We start from the raw sequence: 17,421 nt of genomic DNA, 5'->3' as shown, positions 1-17,421 counted from the left end.
GTATCAGTTCACGGCGCCACGGCCAGCATTCGCACCGATTGCCGTCGGCACGAGCTGATTGATCATCCGGCTCCAGCGGGTCAGGCCAGTCGCGTCGACATATACGACATCCTTCGGCTTCAGCTCGAAATGCTCCGCAAGTGCATAGGCGACCGGCGACTTGCCGTTCAGACGGAAGACTTCCGGCCGAGCGGGATCATCGGTTGCACGGATCACATAGACCGCGGCCGGATCGCCGGAATTCGGATTCACGCCCTGCACGCTCGCCAGCGCATCGCTCAAGGTCAGGCGTCCGTCATGCATCGGGAGCCCGGTCGGCTTGCCGACCTCGCCCGTCACAAAGACCTGGTTGTAGGTCTGCGGCACGATGCGGATGACGTCACGATCCTTCAGCATGATCTGCGCGGTGTTCACGCCTTCCGCCGCCATCTCCCCCAGGTTCAGCCGGAATCGCTTTCCGTTCCGCAGCAGTTCGATCTGGCTGAGGTCGCCCACGCCGGACTGCACGCCGTTCGCCTCGCCGAGCACCTCGGCCAGCGACATCGGAACGTCGGTGATCGGCTTCACGCCAGCCAGCGCCACTGGCCCCTCGACAAAGACACGCTTGCTGCGGTACGCCACCACACTGATCGTCAGTTGCGGAGACCGGATGTACGGTTGCAGCGCCACGGTCAATCGTTGCTGCAATTCGATCGTCGTCAGGCCCTGTGCGCGGAACGCCCCGATGAACGGAAACTGGATGTTGCCGTCGTCGCCGACCGCGAATCCGGGGACCGCCTGCGAACTGAGTCCCGGGCCCGCCGGCTGCAAACCCGCCGTTTCGCCGATCGTGTAGGTCAGGTTCGGAATGACCAGTTCAGGGTGATTCCACACGATGATCGACAGCACGTCCGCAGGACCGATGCGATACGGCGCAACAGCGGTCATCAACTGCCTGTATGCATCGCCCGACGTCTGCAACCTGCTTTCGCGCTGCTGCCTGATGATGGCCGGCGTGATGGTGGTAACCACAGGAAGGACCGACGGTTCGTCCGCATCGATCGACGCATGCGGATCGAACTGCATCCCCGGTGCGAGTGCGCAAGCACCCATGATGAGCGGCAGGACCGACGTGCAAGTCATTCGTGCGAAACGAGAAAGGAAACGCATAGGCCAGGTGACATATAAAAATAGTTATTTATCTTCGTTGCCGGGCACCCCGACTTTCAAACATCCATCCCGGCAAGACCGCCGGATCACGACAACCGGTTCATTGCACCGCGACTTGCGGCATGTCTTCCTTCATGCCTGTTGCACGGAGATGCATTGCCTGAATATCGGTCAGGCAGCCGAAACATGCGTCCGCGGTTCTTCTGGTCGCCCAACTCTCACGACGATCCATCTCGGCACCTTGAACCGCACGATGCATGCGTAGATCCACACATACATGACTGCGAACAGCACCACGAACGTGAACAGCACGACGGTGTTGCGCCAGAACAGTGTCGCAGGCCCGACGGCCAGCAGGCAGAGCAGCCACAGGTATGGCGACGTGAACGAGTTCCGCTGCGTCAGCTCGCGTGCCTGTTTCGTTCCGACCACCCAGCGCATGATTCGCTTGTACACGAGCATGTGAAGGTGCACGCCGTCCGGCAGGCCCGGCGACATGCCGCGCAGCAGCTTCTTGCGGTAGATCGAGAAGCATGTCTCGAAGATCGGGTACATGAACAGCAGGATCGGATACCAGGCCGAAACCTGCGGGTTGCGCTGGACCAGGACGATCGACAGTTCGGCCAGCATAAAGCCGAGGAAGTAGGCGCCACCGTCGCCCAGGAAGATGAGCCCGGCCGGAAAATTCCAGACGAAGAATCCGAGCACGGCGCCCATCATCATCAGCGACGCGGTCATCACGACTTCGTCGTGGACCTCGAACGCGGTATACGCGAGCGACGCGAACATCATGATCGACACCATCGACGCGAGCCCGTTGAATCCGTCGATGATGTTCACGGCGTTGGCGAGCCCAGCCACCGCCACGACCGTGATCAGGCCCGCGACGATCGGGTAGCTGAGCAAGAAGTCGACCGGCGGCACGCTGGTGCGCGTGACGGCGATATCGAGCAGCCCATAGCCGAGCCCAGCGGCAAACATCGTGCAGAACAGCCGCGCACGCGCCGACACGCGCTTCGTCACGTCCTCGGCGAAGCCCGAAAGGAATGCGGGCGCGCCGCACAGGCACACGTAAAGCAGGTCGCGCGCGATCGTCGGATAGCGCCCCCACAACACGGCGATCGACACGACGACGCCGAACAGGATCCCGACGCCGCCGATGCGCGGCACCGGGCGCACGTGAAATTTCTGCACACCCTGCATGTCGAAATCCACTCCCGCAAACCGCTGGTTGACACCGTGATAACGGATGATCAGCACGGTGAACAGCAAGGACGCCAGCATCGCCACTACGAAGTTCAACATTTTTTCACCCCGTTCCCGTCGCCTCGCATCACGCGCGCCCTTCACCCACGCGCATCCGCACCCCTGCCGCCGATCCGCACGCCCGTTCACTAACAGGTCATGACGCCCGTACGGTAAAAAACCCGACCTTCGCCCGGCTCCAACTCGAGCGCCGACGGCGCCGGCTTGCCCGACACATCGCTGAAGCCCGGCGGCACGCGATAGACGGCCGCGACCGGCGACATGGGATCGGCGAACACGGTCACGCCCCCCGCATAGCGCCGCGAATAGATGCCGCCGCTGTTGCGGTATTCCTCGCACGGCGCGCCGACCGACCGATCGAAGCCGCCATACTTGGGCTCGCTGCCGTAGTCCTGCACGGCGGAAATGGACACGGCACTCTTCGACCACGCATAGATCAGATAGGCGGCCATGGCCGACTGCGCGTTGTCCGCGGACGGTGCCTCGATCTCATAGATCGCGTAGAAGCCCTTGTCCTCCCGCTTCAATCGATCGGCGTAGTCGAGAATCGCCTTGAAGCGGTCCTTTCGGCGCGGCGGAAACATTTCCTCGGTGAGCACCGAGTCGACGGCCTTCGTGATGCGGCCAACCAGCGGCGAGTCGACCGGCCGATCGATCTGGTAATTGACCGTCACCGTCTTTCCCGCGTCATGCAATTGCGCAGTCACGCGTTCGAGCCACGCGACCTTGGCTTCCGCGAATCTTTCGGTGCCGGCGCGGTCGTCCGTGTACTGGCGAACGAAGCGGCCGTTGCGCTTCACGCCGCAATCACGCTCGACGTTCGAGGTCGAAAAGTTGTCGAGCGCGATGTCGCGGTACTGGCCGTTGACGAAATTGCCGACCTGCCAGGCCACCACCTGCGGATTCGAAATATCGAGCGGCACGATGGGCTTGTCGAAGAGCTTGGCCATCGTCTCGCCGTCGCAGCGGTACGCGATCCACTCCGGATGCGACTTCTCCCAGCTCGCGGGATCGGCGCGCGCCGGATCGCGGCCATACGGGAAGTAGGTGCTCAGCACGGTGTTCGGTGCGTACCGCTTCCAGACATCGGCGCGTGCCGGATTGCGCTTGTTGCCGTCGCTTTCGCCCCAGACGAATGCGTATTCGCTCCCGTGCTTCATGATCCACGTATCGGGTAGGCGGCTGGAAAACGTCAGGAACTTGCGCGGTTGCGGCGCGTCGCCTGCCGTCGCATGCACGGACACGCGGCACAGCAAGGCGCCCGCGAGCACAGCCAGCGCTCGCATCGTGTTCGTTACGCCCCAGTTTCGCGTTGTGCTCATGCTCACGATATTCCCGACGTGACGGCATCCCTGTCGATCGTTCCGTCCATGCCCGTGGCTGCTCGCCCGGGCGGCCAACCGCGCTTATCCAATCTTCAATGCGTGTACTTCGACATCCTGAACCGTGCATCCGTCGGCCCACACGCGCTCGAACGAACACACCATCTTCTGAAGTGAGAAATGCTGCTCGACGCGCTGACGGCACCGCGCCGCGAGCGCCGCCCTGTCCGTCGTGCGCAGCCAGTCGAGCGCGCTCCGCAAGCCGCTCGCGAGATCGGCCGAATCCTGCGGGCGCACCACCCAACCCGTGTCGCCGACGATCATGCGTGCGTCGCCGACATCGGTCGTCACGACGGGTGTCCCACACGCCATCGCTTCGACGAGCACGTTCGGAAACGCCTCGCCGGAGCTCGACAGGACGAGCAGGTCGAGGGCGTTGAGGATCGAAGGGATGTCATCGCGCAGACCGACGAGCATCACGCGCCGTTCGATGCCGAGTTCGCGAATAAGCGACATCAGTTCCGCGTTGTGCTCGTCCATGTTGCGGCCCACGAGCACGCAGCGGCCGCGGAATCCCTGCTGCGCCAGCATGCGCAGCGCCCTGAGCAGGTTAGGATGATCCTTCTGCACGTCCCAGCGCGCGACACACCCGAGGAGCGTCTCGTCCGGGCCGATGTTCCATGCGCAGCGCGTCGCCTCACGCGCACTGGCGTCGGCGCGGAAGCGATTGAGGTCATAGCCGTTCGGGATGTTCACGAACTTCGTCGCGTCGTAACCGAATGCCTTGTGCGTCGCGGTCGCCTCTTCCGAGCAACTGACGATGGCGCGCGGCAACAGGTGCGAGAGGCGCGCGCACAGTCTCGCGACGCGCAGCGTCATCGGAGAATTCTTGTCCCGGTCGAGGTTCGCATGGCGGACGCCCCAGGCAAGGTTGCCGATGCCCGCGAAACGCGCGACCAGCCCGCCGATCAGATCGGAGTGATACATCCACGTCTGGACGACGTCAGGCTGCGCGTTGCGCAGCACGCCATACAGCCGGTGCAGTCCGGATAGCGTGATGCGCCCTTTCGGCATGCCGAGCGGTATCACGGCGATCCCCTTCTCCAGCAGCCTGGGACCGTAGAACCCGAGCCCCTGCAGCGAGACGACGATATGGGCGGTCGATTGCGACGACGGGAACGTCGCCAGGCGGAACAACACGCCTTCGGCGCCGCCTTGTTCAAGGCAAGTGATGACGTGAACCACTCTCATATCGCCCCCGAATCGCGCCCACGCGCGCATACAACCGATCCCACCGCGCAAGGATGACCGCCGTCGAGAACCGTTCACGCACCGACGCCGCCGCCTTACGCCCCAATTCGCCTCTCAGGTATTCGCTCGAGAACAGCTCGCGGAGCGCCGCCACGAGGCCGCCGACATCGCGCCCGTCGACCAGCACGCCGTCACGGCCGTCCCGCGTCAATTCACGCGGCCCGCTCGGGCAGTCGAAAGCGACGCACGGCAGGCCGATGGCCATCGCCTCCATCATCGCCATCGGCAAGCCTTCGAAATGCGACGTCAGTGCGTAGATGTCGGCGTTCGCCATTTCGGCCCACAGCTCGCGCGTCATTCCCGGCAGGAACACGCGGCCGTCGAGCTTCAGCGCGCCGATCTGTCGCGCCAGCGCATCCCGTGTCGGGCCCTCTCCCCAGATGTACAGGTCCCAGTCCGGAAACTCGTGCGCCAGCGTGGAAAATGCATCGATCAGCACGTCAAACTGCTTGATCGGATGCAAGCGTCCCGCGGCGAGCACGCGCTTGCGGGAACCAGGCGCGCCCGGCATCTTCCAGAATCGCAGGACGTCGGCATCGACCGGATTCGGCAGGACGACGACGTTGCGTAGCGCGGGGATTTCCTTGCACAACGGATCGACGATTCCCGCTGTCAGCACGGTCAATACGTCGGCACGCGGATAGAGGCAGCGCGCCATGAATCGCTGGAACCGGCCGCGCGGCGCCGCGATCGGATTCGTATGCTCGCAGGCGATGACGGGGACGCCCGTTCCACGGCTCGCCGCGATTACGGCGATGTTGACGTGCGCGAGGAACGAGACCACGACGTCGGCACGTGTCGTCCTGATCAAGCGCCGCAACGCGATGAAACGTCGCCATGCGTTGAGCGCGCCGGTTGCGGTCGATCGCACGAGGTCGGCGAGATACACGATGCGAACGCGCGACGAGATCTCGTAGAAGCAATCGCCGCGTCCAGAGAACGTCGAAACGAGCGTCACGTCATCGCCGCGTTCCGCCCACGCGTTGACGAGCGTCGCTGCCACGCGCTCCGCCCCGCCGCCACCGAGAGAACCGACCACAAGCATTATCTTCACGGTCACAATGTCCGTTGACTTCGTAACGTGTCCGATCCGTCACGGACCTGACCGGTGTTCGCATCGAGCGCGAGATGCGCCTTCCGCCACGTGCGGCGCTTCGAATAGCCATGCTGGCGCGCCGTTCATTCACCTTCGCCGTAGACCTTCACGCCCGTGCGGTCGACCACCAGATGGATCGGCTCGCCGTCGCGAACGCTCGGCAGTTGGACCTCGAGCGTTTGCGCACTGCGGAACAGCGCTGTGCAGTTCGGCGCGGGCAAGGTGGCGAGCCGGGGCGCAGGCTCTGCGCGAAACCTTGCAGAGCGCGCAGCGGCAGGTGGAACACGCTCTTGAGGCCCAGCAATGCCTGGATCAGCGCGTCGCTATAGAGGCGCGGGCGCCCACACTTCGGTTTGGAGCGGGGTGTCCACGCAAGTGCGGCTTCATCGATCCACATCGTGACCTCACCTCGGTTGATCTGGCCGGCGTTGCAGGCCGCCCAGTTCCTGACGCGGTAGCACGCCTTCGGCTCGCGCGTCCTGCTCCTGTCCCTGCGCATATTCGCGGAAAAAATCGAGAATCTACGCAGGTACCCGAATTGTTAACAGCCACACCCCGGCAATTATTGCGTACATACGTCAACAAGCTTCGTAGCCGACGGTTTTATGCAACGACGCCGGCTCTATCCCATTCTCTTCGGCACACGTGCAGAGCATCGTAGAATTCGATGCACATCACGATAAAGACGGCGGGCAACTATTTGATGTTTTTCGTCAAATTCGTGGATTATTTTGCAATCAGAAGACGTCATCCTCTTTTCGAGGATGCCGACCGACCATGAAAATATAGGCATTTTTTCCGCACAAATCCAGAAATCTGCAGCCCGTCCACACACGAAATTCTAAAAGATCAATTTATGGGATGATCAGGCACATCGTCACGCATTATTGAATAACGTGCCAATCACTGCAGCCGGCTATGTAGGGCCAGAATTGCGCGTTTTCCGGACAATCTCGGCACCGCAATAAGCGAGAGCGCCTTCTGAGTCGGTGTTCAGGTCCAGCACGATGCCCAGTTTGAAACTCCGCTCCGTCACTGCGTAGCCCAATCAGCTTGGGGACCCTCTGTCTAACCGAACGTTCTCGCATGCTTTAAATGGCCGACCATCCAAACAAAAGATGGTCGCCTCTTCCAAAAGTCAATTTGCAGAACACCTGCTTTTTTTGCAAATTGCAAGGCAGAATGCGAAAAAGAATACAAAAATGAAATTATCGACTCGAAATGACAAGATCTCGCCCTCTCCCGGACACATCTGGACCACAAAGCGTCTGGCGATCGACCGAAAGTTGCAAGTATCTTTCGCTTCACTCGCCTGGCTTGCGCTTGCATTCAGCGCAAACAATAGCGCGTCTTTCGGCCGGGGAATATTTGAAATCGTTAGGCGGCAGGTTGCTTGCTATCCGCGCGCGGTCCGAGCAGAAGCTGGCGACGGCGGTGATCGAGACGCAATTGCAGCGGATCGCGGCCGTGACGGCCGTCGTGCGCGCGATCGACCAGCAAGGCGTCGACGAGCCGTCTGCCGATCTGCGGGCGATGCTCAAGTCGATGAACGAAGGCGTCAGCCAACGCCTGAGCGACAACGCCATGCTCAATACCGAAAGCAAACTGATTGCCGATATCCAGGAACTGATCGGTGCAGAAGCTCCTGACCCGGCCGTGGGACGTGGCGCTGCTGCGCAAGCACATCGCCGAGGCGTTCCGGCAATTCGGGCGTGTCGACGCGATGGTTCCGCCGCCGCAAGGCCGGACCGGCACGGACGCCGAATACGCCGACATGCGCGTTCCGCGCGCTGCGTACTCCGGCGAGATGCGCCGCCGCGCCCCACCTCGAGCGCGGCCGCGACGGCGCGATACCGGATTCCCTACGTCGGGCATTGAGGGATAATCGTTCGATTCGTGCGGAATCTGGCAATCCTCATGCGGGAAGCCGAATGTCATGAGACTGATCCAATCCGCCAGATTTTTGCACGAATGGTGCGCCGCCCCCTTGGGCAGAAACAAAAGGCCCCGGCCACGGGATATCCCCAGCCGGGGCGCGAAAGCATCCGATCTCAGGCACGAGGAGGGACGCGTATCAAGGTTAGATGCGCGCTTTAACGTTTAAAATTGTGTGAAATACCTATTTCGTCGCCGATTGAACACCAATAGGAAACTATGATCCGAACGCAATCGTAAGCATGGATGCCGGCAGATGGGGTAATCTGCGGCCCATCCTGTCAGTCAGAACACCCGAAAACCGGTGCAAAAGGGACGCGTTCATATAGATAGATTACCTCTGGATAGCGTCGTTATCCCACACCGCAATCACAGTTCCGGCTTTCCCGTCGTCGCCGGGTATGCAGGCGGACGTTCACATCGCCGCGTCATTCGTCTCGTGTCGGGCGCGTCAGGGCGGCAATGCCGGATACCGGGCAAGCGCATCCGGCACCGCCGACGCCGGCAACCCCCACGCTTGAACTCCGCGCAAGCGCCCACCCGTGCCGACGCCCTCCGTCAGATATGCACCGCGTGCCCCAACGCCCGCAACGCCGCCTCCTGCATCGCCTCACCGAGCGTCGGATGCGCGTGGATCGTCCCGCCGATATCCTCGAGCCTTGCGCCCATCTCGATCGACTGCGAAAACGCCGCGGCCAGCTCCGACACCCCTCGCCCGACCGCCTGCCAGCCGACGATCAGATGCGTATCGCGCCGCGCGACAACCCGCACGAAGCCATCGGTCGCCTGCAGCGTCATCGCCCGCCCATTCGCGGCGAACGGGAACGACGCGCTCAGGCAGTCGACGCCGGCCGCCCGCGCATCGTCCGGCGACCAGCCTGACGTCACGATCTCCGGATCAGTGAAGCACACCGCAGGAATCGACGCCGGCACGAACTTGCGGCGCTTGCCGGCGATCAACTCCGCGACCATCTCGCCTTGCGCCATCGCGCGATGCGCGAGCATCGGCTCGCCGGCGACGTCGCCGATCGCCCACACGTTGCGCATCGACGTCCGGCATTCGTCGTCGATGCGCAGCGCCCGGCCGTTGCGTTCGAGCGGCAGCGTCTCGAGGCCCAAGCCGTCGACGCGCGGCCGGCGGCCGACCGCGACCAGCACGCGATCGGCCGGCAGCGTCCGCTCGGCGCCGTCGGGCGCCTGCACGCGCACCGCGCCGTCGTCCGCGAGCCCGAGCACCTTGTGGCCGAGCCACAGCCTGACGCCGAGCCGCGCGAGCGAATCGGCGACCGGCTTCACGAGCTCCGCGTCATACGCGGGCAGCACGCGCTCCGCCGCCTCGACGACGCTGACGTCGACCCCGAGCTTGCGATAGACCATCCCGAGTTCCAGCCCGATGTAGCCCGCGCCGACGACGACCAGCCGCTTCGGCAACGTCTTCGGCGACAGCGCCTCGGTCGACGACACGACATGCCCGCCGAACGGCATCGACGGCAGCGCGACCGGCTCGGAACCCGTCGCGAGCAACAGGTGCTCGCAGCCGATCCGGATCGTCTCGCCGCCGGCGGCGACCTCGACGGTCTTGCCGCCGATCACGCGCGCGTCGCCGTGCAGCACGCGCACGCCGTTCTTCTTCAGCAGCGCGCCGACGCCGCGCGTCAGCTTGTCGACGACGCCATCCTTCCACGCGACGCTGCGCGCGATGTCGATCTCCGGCGTGTGCACGCGGATGCCGAGCGCGCCTTCGCCGGCCTGGTCGCGCGCCTGCTCGAAGGCGTCGGCGACGTGGATCAGCGCCTTCGACGGAATGCAGCCGATGTTCAGGCAGGTGCCGCCGAGCCGGTCGCGCTCGACGAGCAGCGTCGGAATGCCGAGCTGTCCGGCGCGAATGGCGGCGACGTAGCCGCCCGGGCCGCCGCCGATCACGAGCAGCGTGGTGTGTTCGTTCTTCATCAGGATCACTCCACGAACAGCAGCGCCGGGCGTTCGAGCAACGCGCGCACTGCCTGGATGAATTCGGCCGCGTCCATGCCGTCGACGACGCGATGATCGAACGACGACGACAGGTTCATCAGCTTGCGCGCGACGACCGCGCCGTCGCGGAACATCGGCCGCTCGACGATGCGGTTCACGCCGACGATGCCGACCTCCGGATGATTGATGACCGGCGTCGACACGATGCCGCCGAGCGGGCCGAGGCTCGAAATCGTGATCGTCGAGCCGGTGAGTTCGTCGCGCTGCGCGCGGTTGGTGCGCACCGCGTCGGCAAGCCGCGCGATTTCGGCGGAGATCGACCATACGTCGCGCGCTTCCGCGTGACGCAGCACGGGCACCGTGAGGCCGGCGTCGGTCTGCGTCGCGACGCCCATGTGCACCGCGCCGTGACGGGTCACGACGCCGGCTTCGTCGTCGAAGCGCGCGTTGATCTGCGGAAAGTCGCGCAACGCGATCACCATCGCGCGGATCAGCAGCGGCAACGGCGTGAGCCGGCCGCGCGCGTCGCCGTAGCGGCGGTTCAGTTCCGCGCGCAGCGTCTCGAGCTCGGTCACGTCGATTTCCTCGACGTAGCTGAAGTGCGGAATGCGCCGCTTCGCTTCCTGCATCTTGCGCGCGATCGCGCGGCGCAAGCCGATCACCGGCACTTCGGTCTCGTCGGTCCGTTCGTCGTAGCCGCGTGCAGGCTGCGCGTCTGCCCGGCTGCCGGTGCGCGCGTACGCATCGAGGTCCGCGTGCAGGATGCGCCCGGCCTCGCCCGTGCCGCGCACGTAGCGCAACTCGATGCCCATGTCCCACGCGCGCTGGCGCACCGCCGGCGACGCGAGCGGCCGCTCGTCCGGTGCAAGCGCCGCGCGCGGCGGCGCGGCGTGCTCGGCGCGCCGCGGTTCGGCGGGCGCGCGGCTCGCCGGGTGCGCTGCATCCGCGGACGGCGCCGCAGCCGGAGCCGCGACAGCGGCTGCTTCGGCCACAGCGGCCTCGCGCACGTCGGCGCCCGGCTTCAGGTTGCCGTCGCCCTCGACTTCGAGGCGAATCAGCTCGCTGCCGACCGCCATCATCTCGCCGATCCTGCCGCCGAGCGCAAGCACCTTGCCCGACACCGGCGACGGAATCTCGACCGCCGCCTTGTCGGTCATCACGTCGGCGAGCGGCTGGTCCTCCTTGATCGTCTGCCCTATTTCCACATGCCAGGCCACCAGCTCGACCTCGGCGATCCCTTCGCCGATATCCGGCATCTTGATGACGTGAATACCCATGTCAAGCCTCCATCACGCGTCGCAACGCATCGCCGACCCGGCCCGGGCCGGGGAAATACGCCCATTCCTGCGCATGCGGATACGGCGTATCCCAGCCGGTCGTGCGCTCCACGGGTGCCTCGAGGTGGTAGAAGCAATGTTCCTGCACGAGCGACACCAGTTCCGCGCCATAACCGCAGGTGCGCGTCGCCTCGTGCACCACGACGCAGCGCCCGGTCTTGCGCACCGACGCGACGACCGTCTCCAGATCGAGCGGCCACAGCGTGCGCAGGTCGATCACCTCGGCATCGATGCCCGTCTCCTCCGCCGCGGCAAGCGACACGTGGACCGTCGTGCCGTACGTCAGCACCGTCACGTCGCTGCCGGCGCGCACGACGGCGGCCGAGTCGAGCGGCACCGTGTAGTAGCCCTCGGGCACCGCGCTCGCCGGATGCTTCAGCCACGACGTGACGGGCCGTTCGTGATGGCCGTCGAACGGCCCGTTGTAAAGCCGCTTCGGCTCGAGAAAGATCACCGGGTCGTCGTTCTCGATCGCCGCGATCAGCAGCCCCTTCGCGTCGTACGGGTTCGACGGCATCACCGTGCGCAGCCCGCACACCTGCGTGAACATCGCCTCCGGGCTCTGGCTGTGGGTCTGGCCGCCGTAGATGCCGCCGCCGCACGGCATCCGGATGGTCATCGGCGCGGTGAACTGGCCCGCTGAGCGGTAGCGCAGCCGGGCGCCTTCCGACACGATCTGGTCGGATGCCGGGTAGAAGTAGTCCGCGAACTGGATCTCGCACACGGGCCGCAACCCGTACGCGCCCATGCCGACCGCCGCGCCGACGATCCCGCCTTCCGAGATCGGCGCGTCGAACACGCGCGACTTGCCGTACTTCGTCTGCAGCCCTTCGGTGCAGCGGAACACGCCGCCGAAATAGCCGACGTCCTGGCCGAACACGACCACGTCGTCGTCGCGCCCGAGCATCACGTCCATCGCGGAGCGCAGCGCCTGGATCATCGTCATCGGCTGCGTCGTCGTCGTTGCTTCTCGTTGCGTCATGATCACGCCCCCAGTTCCTGGCGCTGACGACGCAGATGCGCGGGCAGCTCCTTGTACACGTCGTCGAACATCGACGCCGGCGACGGAATCCGCTCGTCGGCCAGCGTCCCGAATTTCTCCGCTTCCTTCTGCGCGGCGATCACCTCGGCTTCGAGCTCGGCGGTGAGCGCGTCGTGCGCGCTGTCCGACCAGATGCCCTTGGCGATCAGGTGCTGCTTGAAGCGGGCGATCGGATCGCCGAGCGGAAAGTGGGTCCAGTCGTCGCTCGGCCGGTATTTCGACGGATCGTCCGACGTCGAGTGCGCGCCCGCGCGGTACGTCACCCATTCGATCAGCGTCGGGCCGAGGTTGCGGCGCGCCCGTTCGGCTGCCCAGCTCGACGCCGCGTAGATCGCGAGGAAATCGTTGCCGTCGACGCGCAGCGACGCGATCCCGCAGCCGACGCCGCGCCCCGCGAACGTCGTCCCCTCGCCGCCCGCGATCGCCTGGAACGTCGAGATCGCCCACTGGTTGTTGACGACGTTCAGCACGACGGGCGCGCGATACACGTGCGCGAACGTGAGCGCGGTATGAAAGTCGGCCTCCGCCGTCGCGCCGTCGCCGATCCAGGCCGACGCGATCTTCGTGTCGCCCTTGATCGCCGATGCCATCGCCCAGCCGACCGCCTGGATGAACTGCGTCGCGAGATTGCCGGAGATCGAGAAGAATCCCGCGTCGCGATCCGAATACATCACCGGGAGCTGGCGCCCCTTCAGCGGGTCGCCCTCGTTCGACATCAGCTGGCAGATCATCCGTTCGAGCGGCACGTCGCGCGCGATCAGGATGCTCTGCTGCCGGTAGGTCGGGAAGCACATGTCGCCTTGCCGCAGCGCCATCGCATGCGCGGCGCCGATGGCCTCTTCGCCGAGGCTCAGCATGTAGAACGAGATTTTTTTCTGGCGCTGCGCGATCAGCATGCGTGCGTCGAAAATGCGGGTCTTCAGCATCGCCCGCATTCCGGCGATCAGCCGCGCGTCGTCGAGATCCGGCGCCCATGGGCCGACGGCTTCACCGCGATCGTCGAGCACGCGCACGAGGCCGCGGGCGAGATCGGCGGTATCCGCCGCGGCCACGTCGATCGGCGGGCGGCGTACCGCGCCGGCCGGCGATAGATGCAGATAGGAAAAGTCGGTCTGGCAGCCCGGGCGCCCCGTAGGCTCCGGCACATGCAGACGCAATGGCTCTGACAGGCTCATCGTGTCGTCTCCACGCTCGATTTTGTCTCACGCTGATAGGGGCACGCGCGGCCGGTTGCCGGCGCGCGCGTGGCGTGGCGCGCGGATAAGCGCACCAACCTTGGGAATCTATGCAATGCCGCTCTGGCCGTCGATGCCCAACCCGCTCGATCGTGGTGAGCAGATTTGCCATGCCGGGTGCGCCTGGGGCGCACGGCTATGCGCGCTCGCCGCGCGCCGTCGTTGCAGCGTGTCGGATCGTTCCGGAAATTCTTACCGCTGCGGCAATCGAGATGAAGGAGAAGAAGGGCCGCGCGCGAGGCGCGCGGCCGCCCGAGCCTGCGCTCAGAACATCTGGCGCAGGCCGATCGCCGCGCCGACGTTGTTGGTCCGGCCGATCTGGTCGACCCTGCCCGTGGCCGGGTTGGTTGCGCCCGGATAGTCGGCGGCGAATGCGCCGTTGCCGCGCGCGACATCCACCGTGCCGTACACCTCGGTGTGCTTCGACAGCGCATACTCGGCCAGCACGGTCGCGGAGTAGTTGATGCCGGCGCCGAGCGTGCCGTCGAGCCGCTCCGCGTTGCGCGCATGGCCGTAATAGCCGGCCACCGTGATCAGCAGCGGCGCGGTGGCCTGCCAGTTCGCGCCGACGTAGAACGTATCGTCGATGCGGTTCGGGCTGCCCGCGCGCAGCGTCGGCGCGCCGGCCTGCTGCATGTTGAAGTCCGTCGTGCCGGTCTTGTCCTGGCCGTGCAGCCAGCCGGCCAGCAGCCGCACGGCCGGGGCGACCTGATACGCGCCGCTCACGTGCACGAAGTTCACCTTTGCGCCGTTGACCGAACTGCCGTTCAACGACGATACCGAGGTCTGGTGGAAGCCCGCGTTGATCGACGCCGGCCCGTGCGCATAGGTCAGCTCCACGCCGTACGTGCTGTCGAGGCCCATTGCGCCGGCGTGATTGCCGAAGCCGTAGATCGCGTCGACGCTGAAGCCGTTGTACGAGAACTGGTACTTGACGGAGTTCGGCACCGTCAGGAAGTTGCCGATGCCGTTGTACATCCAGCTGTCCTGCCAGTAGTTGCCGACGGTCAGCGGGTCGAAGGTGTCGCCCGTCGTGTCGTACAGCGGCGCGTACTGGTTGCCGAAGGTCAGCGTGCCGTAGCGGTTGCTCGACAGCCCCACGTACGCCTGCCGGCTGAACAGCGTGTTGGCCACGTGCAGTTTTCCGTCGCCGAGCTCGAAGCCGTTCTCGAGCCGGAACACCGCCGACAGGCCGCCGCCGAGGTCTTCGCTGCCGCGCAGGCCCCACCGGCTGTGCGTTTCCGGGCCGACCGTCATCCCGATCAGGTCCCGGCCGTCCGGGCCGGCGTTCGTTTGATAGCGAATGGCCGTATCGACGAGGCCATACAACGTGACGGAACGCTGCGCGAACGCGGACGACGCCGCAACGGCAAACACCGCGCCGATACCACTGGAAATGACGACGCCCCTCATGAATAGGCCTCCCTGATCGGTTGATTTTGTAAGCAGTCCGATTGCTTGTCGGCTGGGGATCGGAACTGTGATCGGGAGAATAATCGGTCATTTTCACCGCACATATTGCCGCCAATGGAGCGGTCCTTTCCATTCTCCGCAACAGTGCAGCGGCAGCGGCGACGGGCGCGCGCTTGTCAATGCGCAATGACCTGCCTATCTTCATACGTGATACTGGTTGCCACCTTCCGGAGAGCCTCCCCATGGTCGAAAAAAAACGAATTCATGCCGTGCTCCTCGCCGCCGCGATCGCGACGATGGCGCCGGCCTGTCCTGCTGCGCAAAACACCACCGACTGGCTGGCGAACACCTATGGCACCCTCGCCGCCCACGTCGGCAATGCCGCGCGTTCCATGTGGGTCGCGCCCGAAGGCGTCATCTATACGGCGTCCAATTGGGATGAGGACGAAGGCGGCGTCGCCGTCTACCAGAACGGCAAGAGCCTCGGCTCGATCGGCGCGCACGGCGAGTTTCAGGGCGGCGCGATCACCGGCAACGCGACGTCGATCTTCGCGGCGCTGCAGGCCAACAGGTCGTACGGCAGCGGCGCGGTGGGGCGATACAACCGCGCCACCAAGGCCCGCGACCGGTTCATCCAGGTCAGTGCGTCGACCAACCAGACGCGGGTCGACGTCGTCACCGGGCTCGCCACGGCGGGCTCGCTCCTTTATGCGAGCGACTTCTACGGCAATCGCGTCCGGGTCTTCACCACCGACGGCGTCTGGCAGAGGGACATCAACGTGCCGGGCCCGGGCGCGCTCGCCCTTGATGGCGCCGGCAACGTCTGGGTCGCGCAGAAGAGCGCGGGCACGATCGTCGAGTTCGGTCCGACCGGCGCGCTGCTGAACACCATCCGGATGGCTGGCGACTCGCGGCCATCGGCGCTCTATTTCGACGCGTCGTCGAAGCAGCTGATGGTCGGGGACGAGGGTCCCGACATGAACATCAAGCGCTACGACGTCGCAGGCACGCCGGCGCTGGCAGGCACCTTCGGCATTCGGGGCGGCTATCTCGACACCACGACGGGCATCAAAGGCCAGGTCGGCGCGCAGCGCTTCACCCGCGTCGCCGGCATCGGCAAGGACACCGCCGGCAACCTCTATGTGCTCAACAACCCGTGGGGCGGCAGCTGGGACCTCGGCCGCAACGGCGCCACCGATATTCATGCGTACAACGGCGCCGGCAACCTGCGGTGGACGCTTCAGGCGCTCAACTTCGAGGGCATCGCCGCACCGGACCCGGTCACGGACGGCGCGCTGTTCTATGGCGGCACCCACATCTACAGCGGCAGCGCGGGCGGCGCCTTCGTCGCGAACACCGTCGATCCGTTCACCTACCCGTCGGACCCGCGCATCGACATGAACGACGTGCAGCGCGACGAGCATTTCGGGCTGCTCACGTCCGTCGGCGCGCACCGGATTCTCGTGGCGGCCGGCCAGAACCCGCCGATCTACTACTTTTTCCATTTCAACGCGGCGAACGGCTATATCGCGATTCCGGATGCATCGATACCGGGGCCCGCGTTCAATACGACCCTGCGCGTCTCGAGCGGATTCAGCATCGACGGCAACGGGGACGTCTGGGCCGGCCTGGACAAGACGGGTGCCATCTATCACTACCCGCTGACCGGCTTCGACGCCGGCGGCAAGCCGTCATGGGGGCCCGGCGTCCCGACCCGCGTTCCCGCGAGCGTCCAGCCGCTGACGCGCATCGTCTATCTCGCGGACAGCGACACGATGATTCTCGGCCAGGGCATCGTCGGGAGCACGGACTGGACGGCGATCGGCACGCGGATCGAGGTGTATCACGGCTGGCGTGCGGGCAATACCACCGCGCCCAACCCGGTGATCACCCTTCCCACTTCCGGCGCGAAGTCGATGGACGCGGCCGGCAACCATCTGTTCGTCGGCTACTGGTTCGGCGGCAGCGGGCCGGCCAGGCCGAACGTCGACGCGTTCAACCTCACCACCGGCAATCTCGATACCACGCTGGTCAATACCAGCAGCGCTACCGTTGACGCCAGCAGCGCGATCGATGCGATGTACGCGATCAGGGCATACCGCCGATCGACCGGCGAATACGTGATCACGAAGAACAACGTCAAGGGCAACAGCATCACCGTTTATCGGTGGACGCCTTGATCGTTCGGCATCCGACACACGGCGGCGCAATCCGCGCGGCGTCGCGGCACGGGTTGAACGACATGCGACGCCACCCGTAACCGATGTCCTATTTTGCTCATCCGGTCCGGCGACCAATTTTGGTTCATCGGCGAGCCTTATTGCACTGTCTCGCGAATAAACAT

At 65.1% G+C, this 17,421-nt stretch carries 12 protein-coding genes and 1 pseudogene; 1 reads left to right on the top strand and 12 read right to left on the bottom strand.

Annotated elements, in window-relative coordinates:
- Positions 1 to 3: 3 nt before the first annotated feature.
- From KY49_RS15540 to KY49_RS15485, 12 genes and pseudogenes are all read right to left on the bottom strand, one after another.
- Positions 4 to 1,065: a polysaccharide biosynthesis/export family protein gene (locus tag KY49_RS15540; RefSeq protein WP_052495719.1), complete on the bottom strand. Its 1,062-nt coding sequence runs from the start codon at positions 1,063 to 1,065 to the stop codon at positions 4 to 6.
- A 255-nt stretch (positions 1,066 to 1,320) separates the two neighbouring features.
- Positions 1,321 to 2,454 (bottom strand): MraY family glycosyltransferase, encoded by a 1,134-nt coding sequence (locus KY49_RS15535; protein ID WP_042585519.1) that lies wholly within the window; start codon positions 2,452 to 2,454, stop codon positions 1,321 to 1,323.
- An 89-nt stretch (positions 2,455 to 2,543) separates the two neighbouring features.
- Positions 2,544 to 3,701, bottom strand: a complete 1,158-nt coding sequence (locus tag KY49_RS15530; RefSeq protein ID WP_157380425.1) for a putative glycoside hydrolase — start codon at positions 3,699 to 3,701, stop codon at positions 2,544 to 2,546.
- Between the two features lie 120 nt (positions 3,702 to 3,821).
- Positions 3,822 to 4,988, bottom strand: a complete 1,167-nt coding sequence (locus tag KY49_RS15525; protein WP_042585517.1) for a glycosyltransferase — start codon at positions 4,986 to 4,988, stop codon at positions 3,822 to 3,824.
- On the bottom strand, positions 4,957 to 6,102 hold the full coding sequence (locus tag KY49_RS15520) for a glycosyltransferase family 4 protein (protein WP_042585833.1): 1,146 nt from the start codon (positions 6,100 to 6,102) through the stop codon (positions 4,957 to 4,959). Before KY49_RS15520 ends, KY49_RS15525 begins: the two co-directional genes overlap by 32 nt.
- A 41-nt stretch (positions 6,103 to 6,143) precedes the next feature.
- Positions 6,144 to 6,643: pseudogene (locus tag KY49_RS15515) on the bottom strand (transposase); the annotation flags it as partial.
- An 878-nt stretch (positions 6,644 to 7,521) separates the two neighbouring features.
- Positions 7,522 to 8,082, bottom strand: coding sequence for a hypothetical protein (locus KY49_RS37350; RefSeq protein ID WP_156162541.1), 561 nt, complete (start codon positions 8,080 to 8,082; stop codon positions 7,522 to 7,524).
- Between the two features lie 555 nt (positions 8,083 to 8,637).
- On the bottom strand, positions 8,638 to 10,029 hold the full coding sequence (gene lpdA, locus KY49_RS15505) for a dihydrolipoyl dehydrogenase (protein ID WP_042585832.1): 1,392 nt from the start codon (positions 10,027 to 10,029) through the stop codon (positions 8,638 to 8,640).
- Positions 10,030 to 10,034: 5 nt separating this feature from the next.
- Positions 10,035 to 11,327, bottom strand: a complete 1,293-nt coding sequence (locus KY49_RS15500; protein WP_042585515.1) for a dihydrolipoamide acetyltransferase family protein — start codon at positions 11,325 to 11,327, stop codon at positions 10,035 to 10,037.
- A gap of 1 nt (position 11,328) precedes the next feature.
- Positions 11,329 to 12,369 carry an alpha-ketoacid dehydrogenase subunit beta gene (locus tag KY49_RS15495; RefSeq protein ID WP_042585514.1) on the bottom strand — a complete coding sequence of 347 codons (1,041 nt, stop codon included), beginning with the start codon at positions 12,367 to 12,369 and terminating at the stop codon, positions 11,329 to 11,331.
- Between the two features lie 2 nt (positions 12,370 to 12,371).
- Positions 12,372 to 13,604, bottom strand: a complete 1,233-nt coding sequence (locus KY49_RS15490) for a 3-methyl-2-oxobutanoate dehydrogenase (2-methylpropanoyl-transferring) subunit alpha (RefSeq protein WP_042585513.1) — start codon at positions 13,602 to 13,604, stop codon at positions 12,372 to 12,374.
- A gap of 324 nt (positions 13,605 to 13,928) precedes the next feature.
- Entirely contained in the window at positions 13,929 to 15,077 is a 1,149-nt protein-coding gene (locus KY49_RS15485) for a porin (RefSeq protein ID WP_042585512.1), read from the bottom strand.
- Positions 15,078 to 15,319: 242 nt separating this feature from the next.
- Between KY49_RS15485 and KY49_RS15480 the strand changes: the two genes are divergently transcribed.
- Complete coding sequence (locus KY49_RS15480; protein ID WP_042585511.1) at positions 15,320 to 17,257, top strand: SMP-30/gluconolaconase/LRE-like region family protein; 1,938 nt, start codon at positions 15,320 to 15,322, stop codon at positions 17,255 to 17,257.
- Positions 17,258 to 17,421: the final 164 nt, after the last annotated feature.

Origin of the sequence: Burkholderia sp. MSHR3999, from assembly GCF_000833595.1 — a bacterium.
GTDB lineage: Bacteria > Pseudomonadota > Gammaproteobacteria > Burkholderiales > Burkholderiaceae > Burkholderia > Burkholderia ubonensis.
This window is presented reverse-complemented; position numbering and strand designations above follow the sequence as displayed.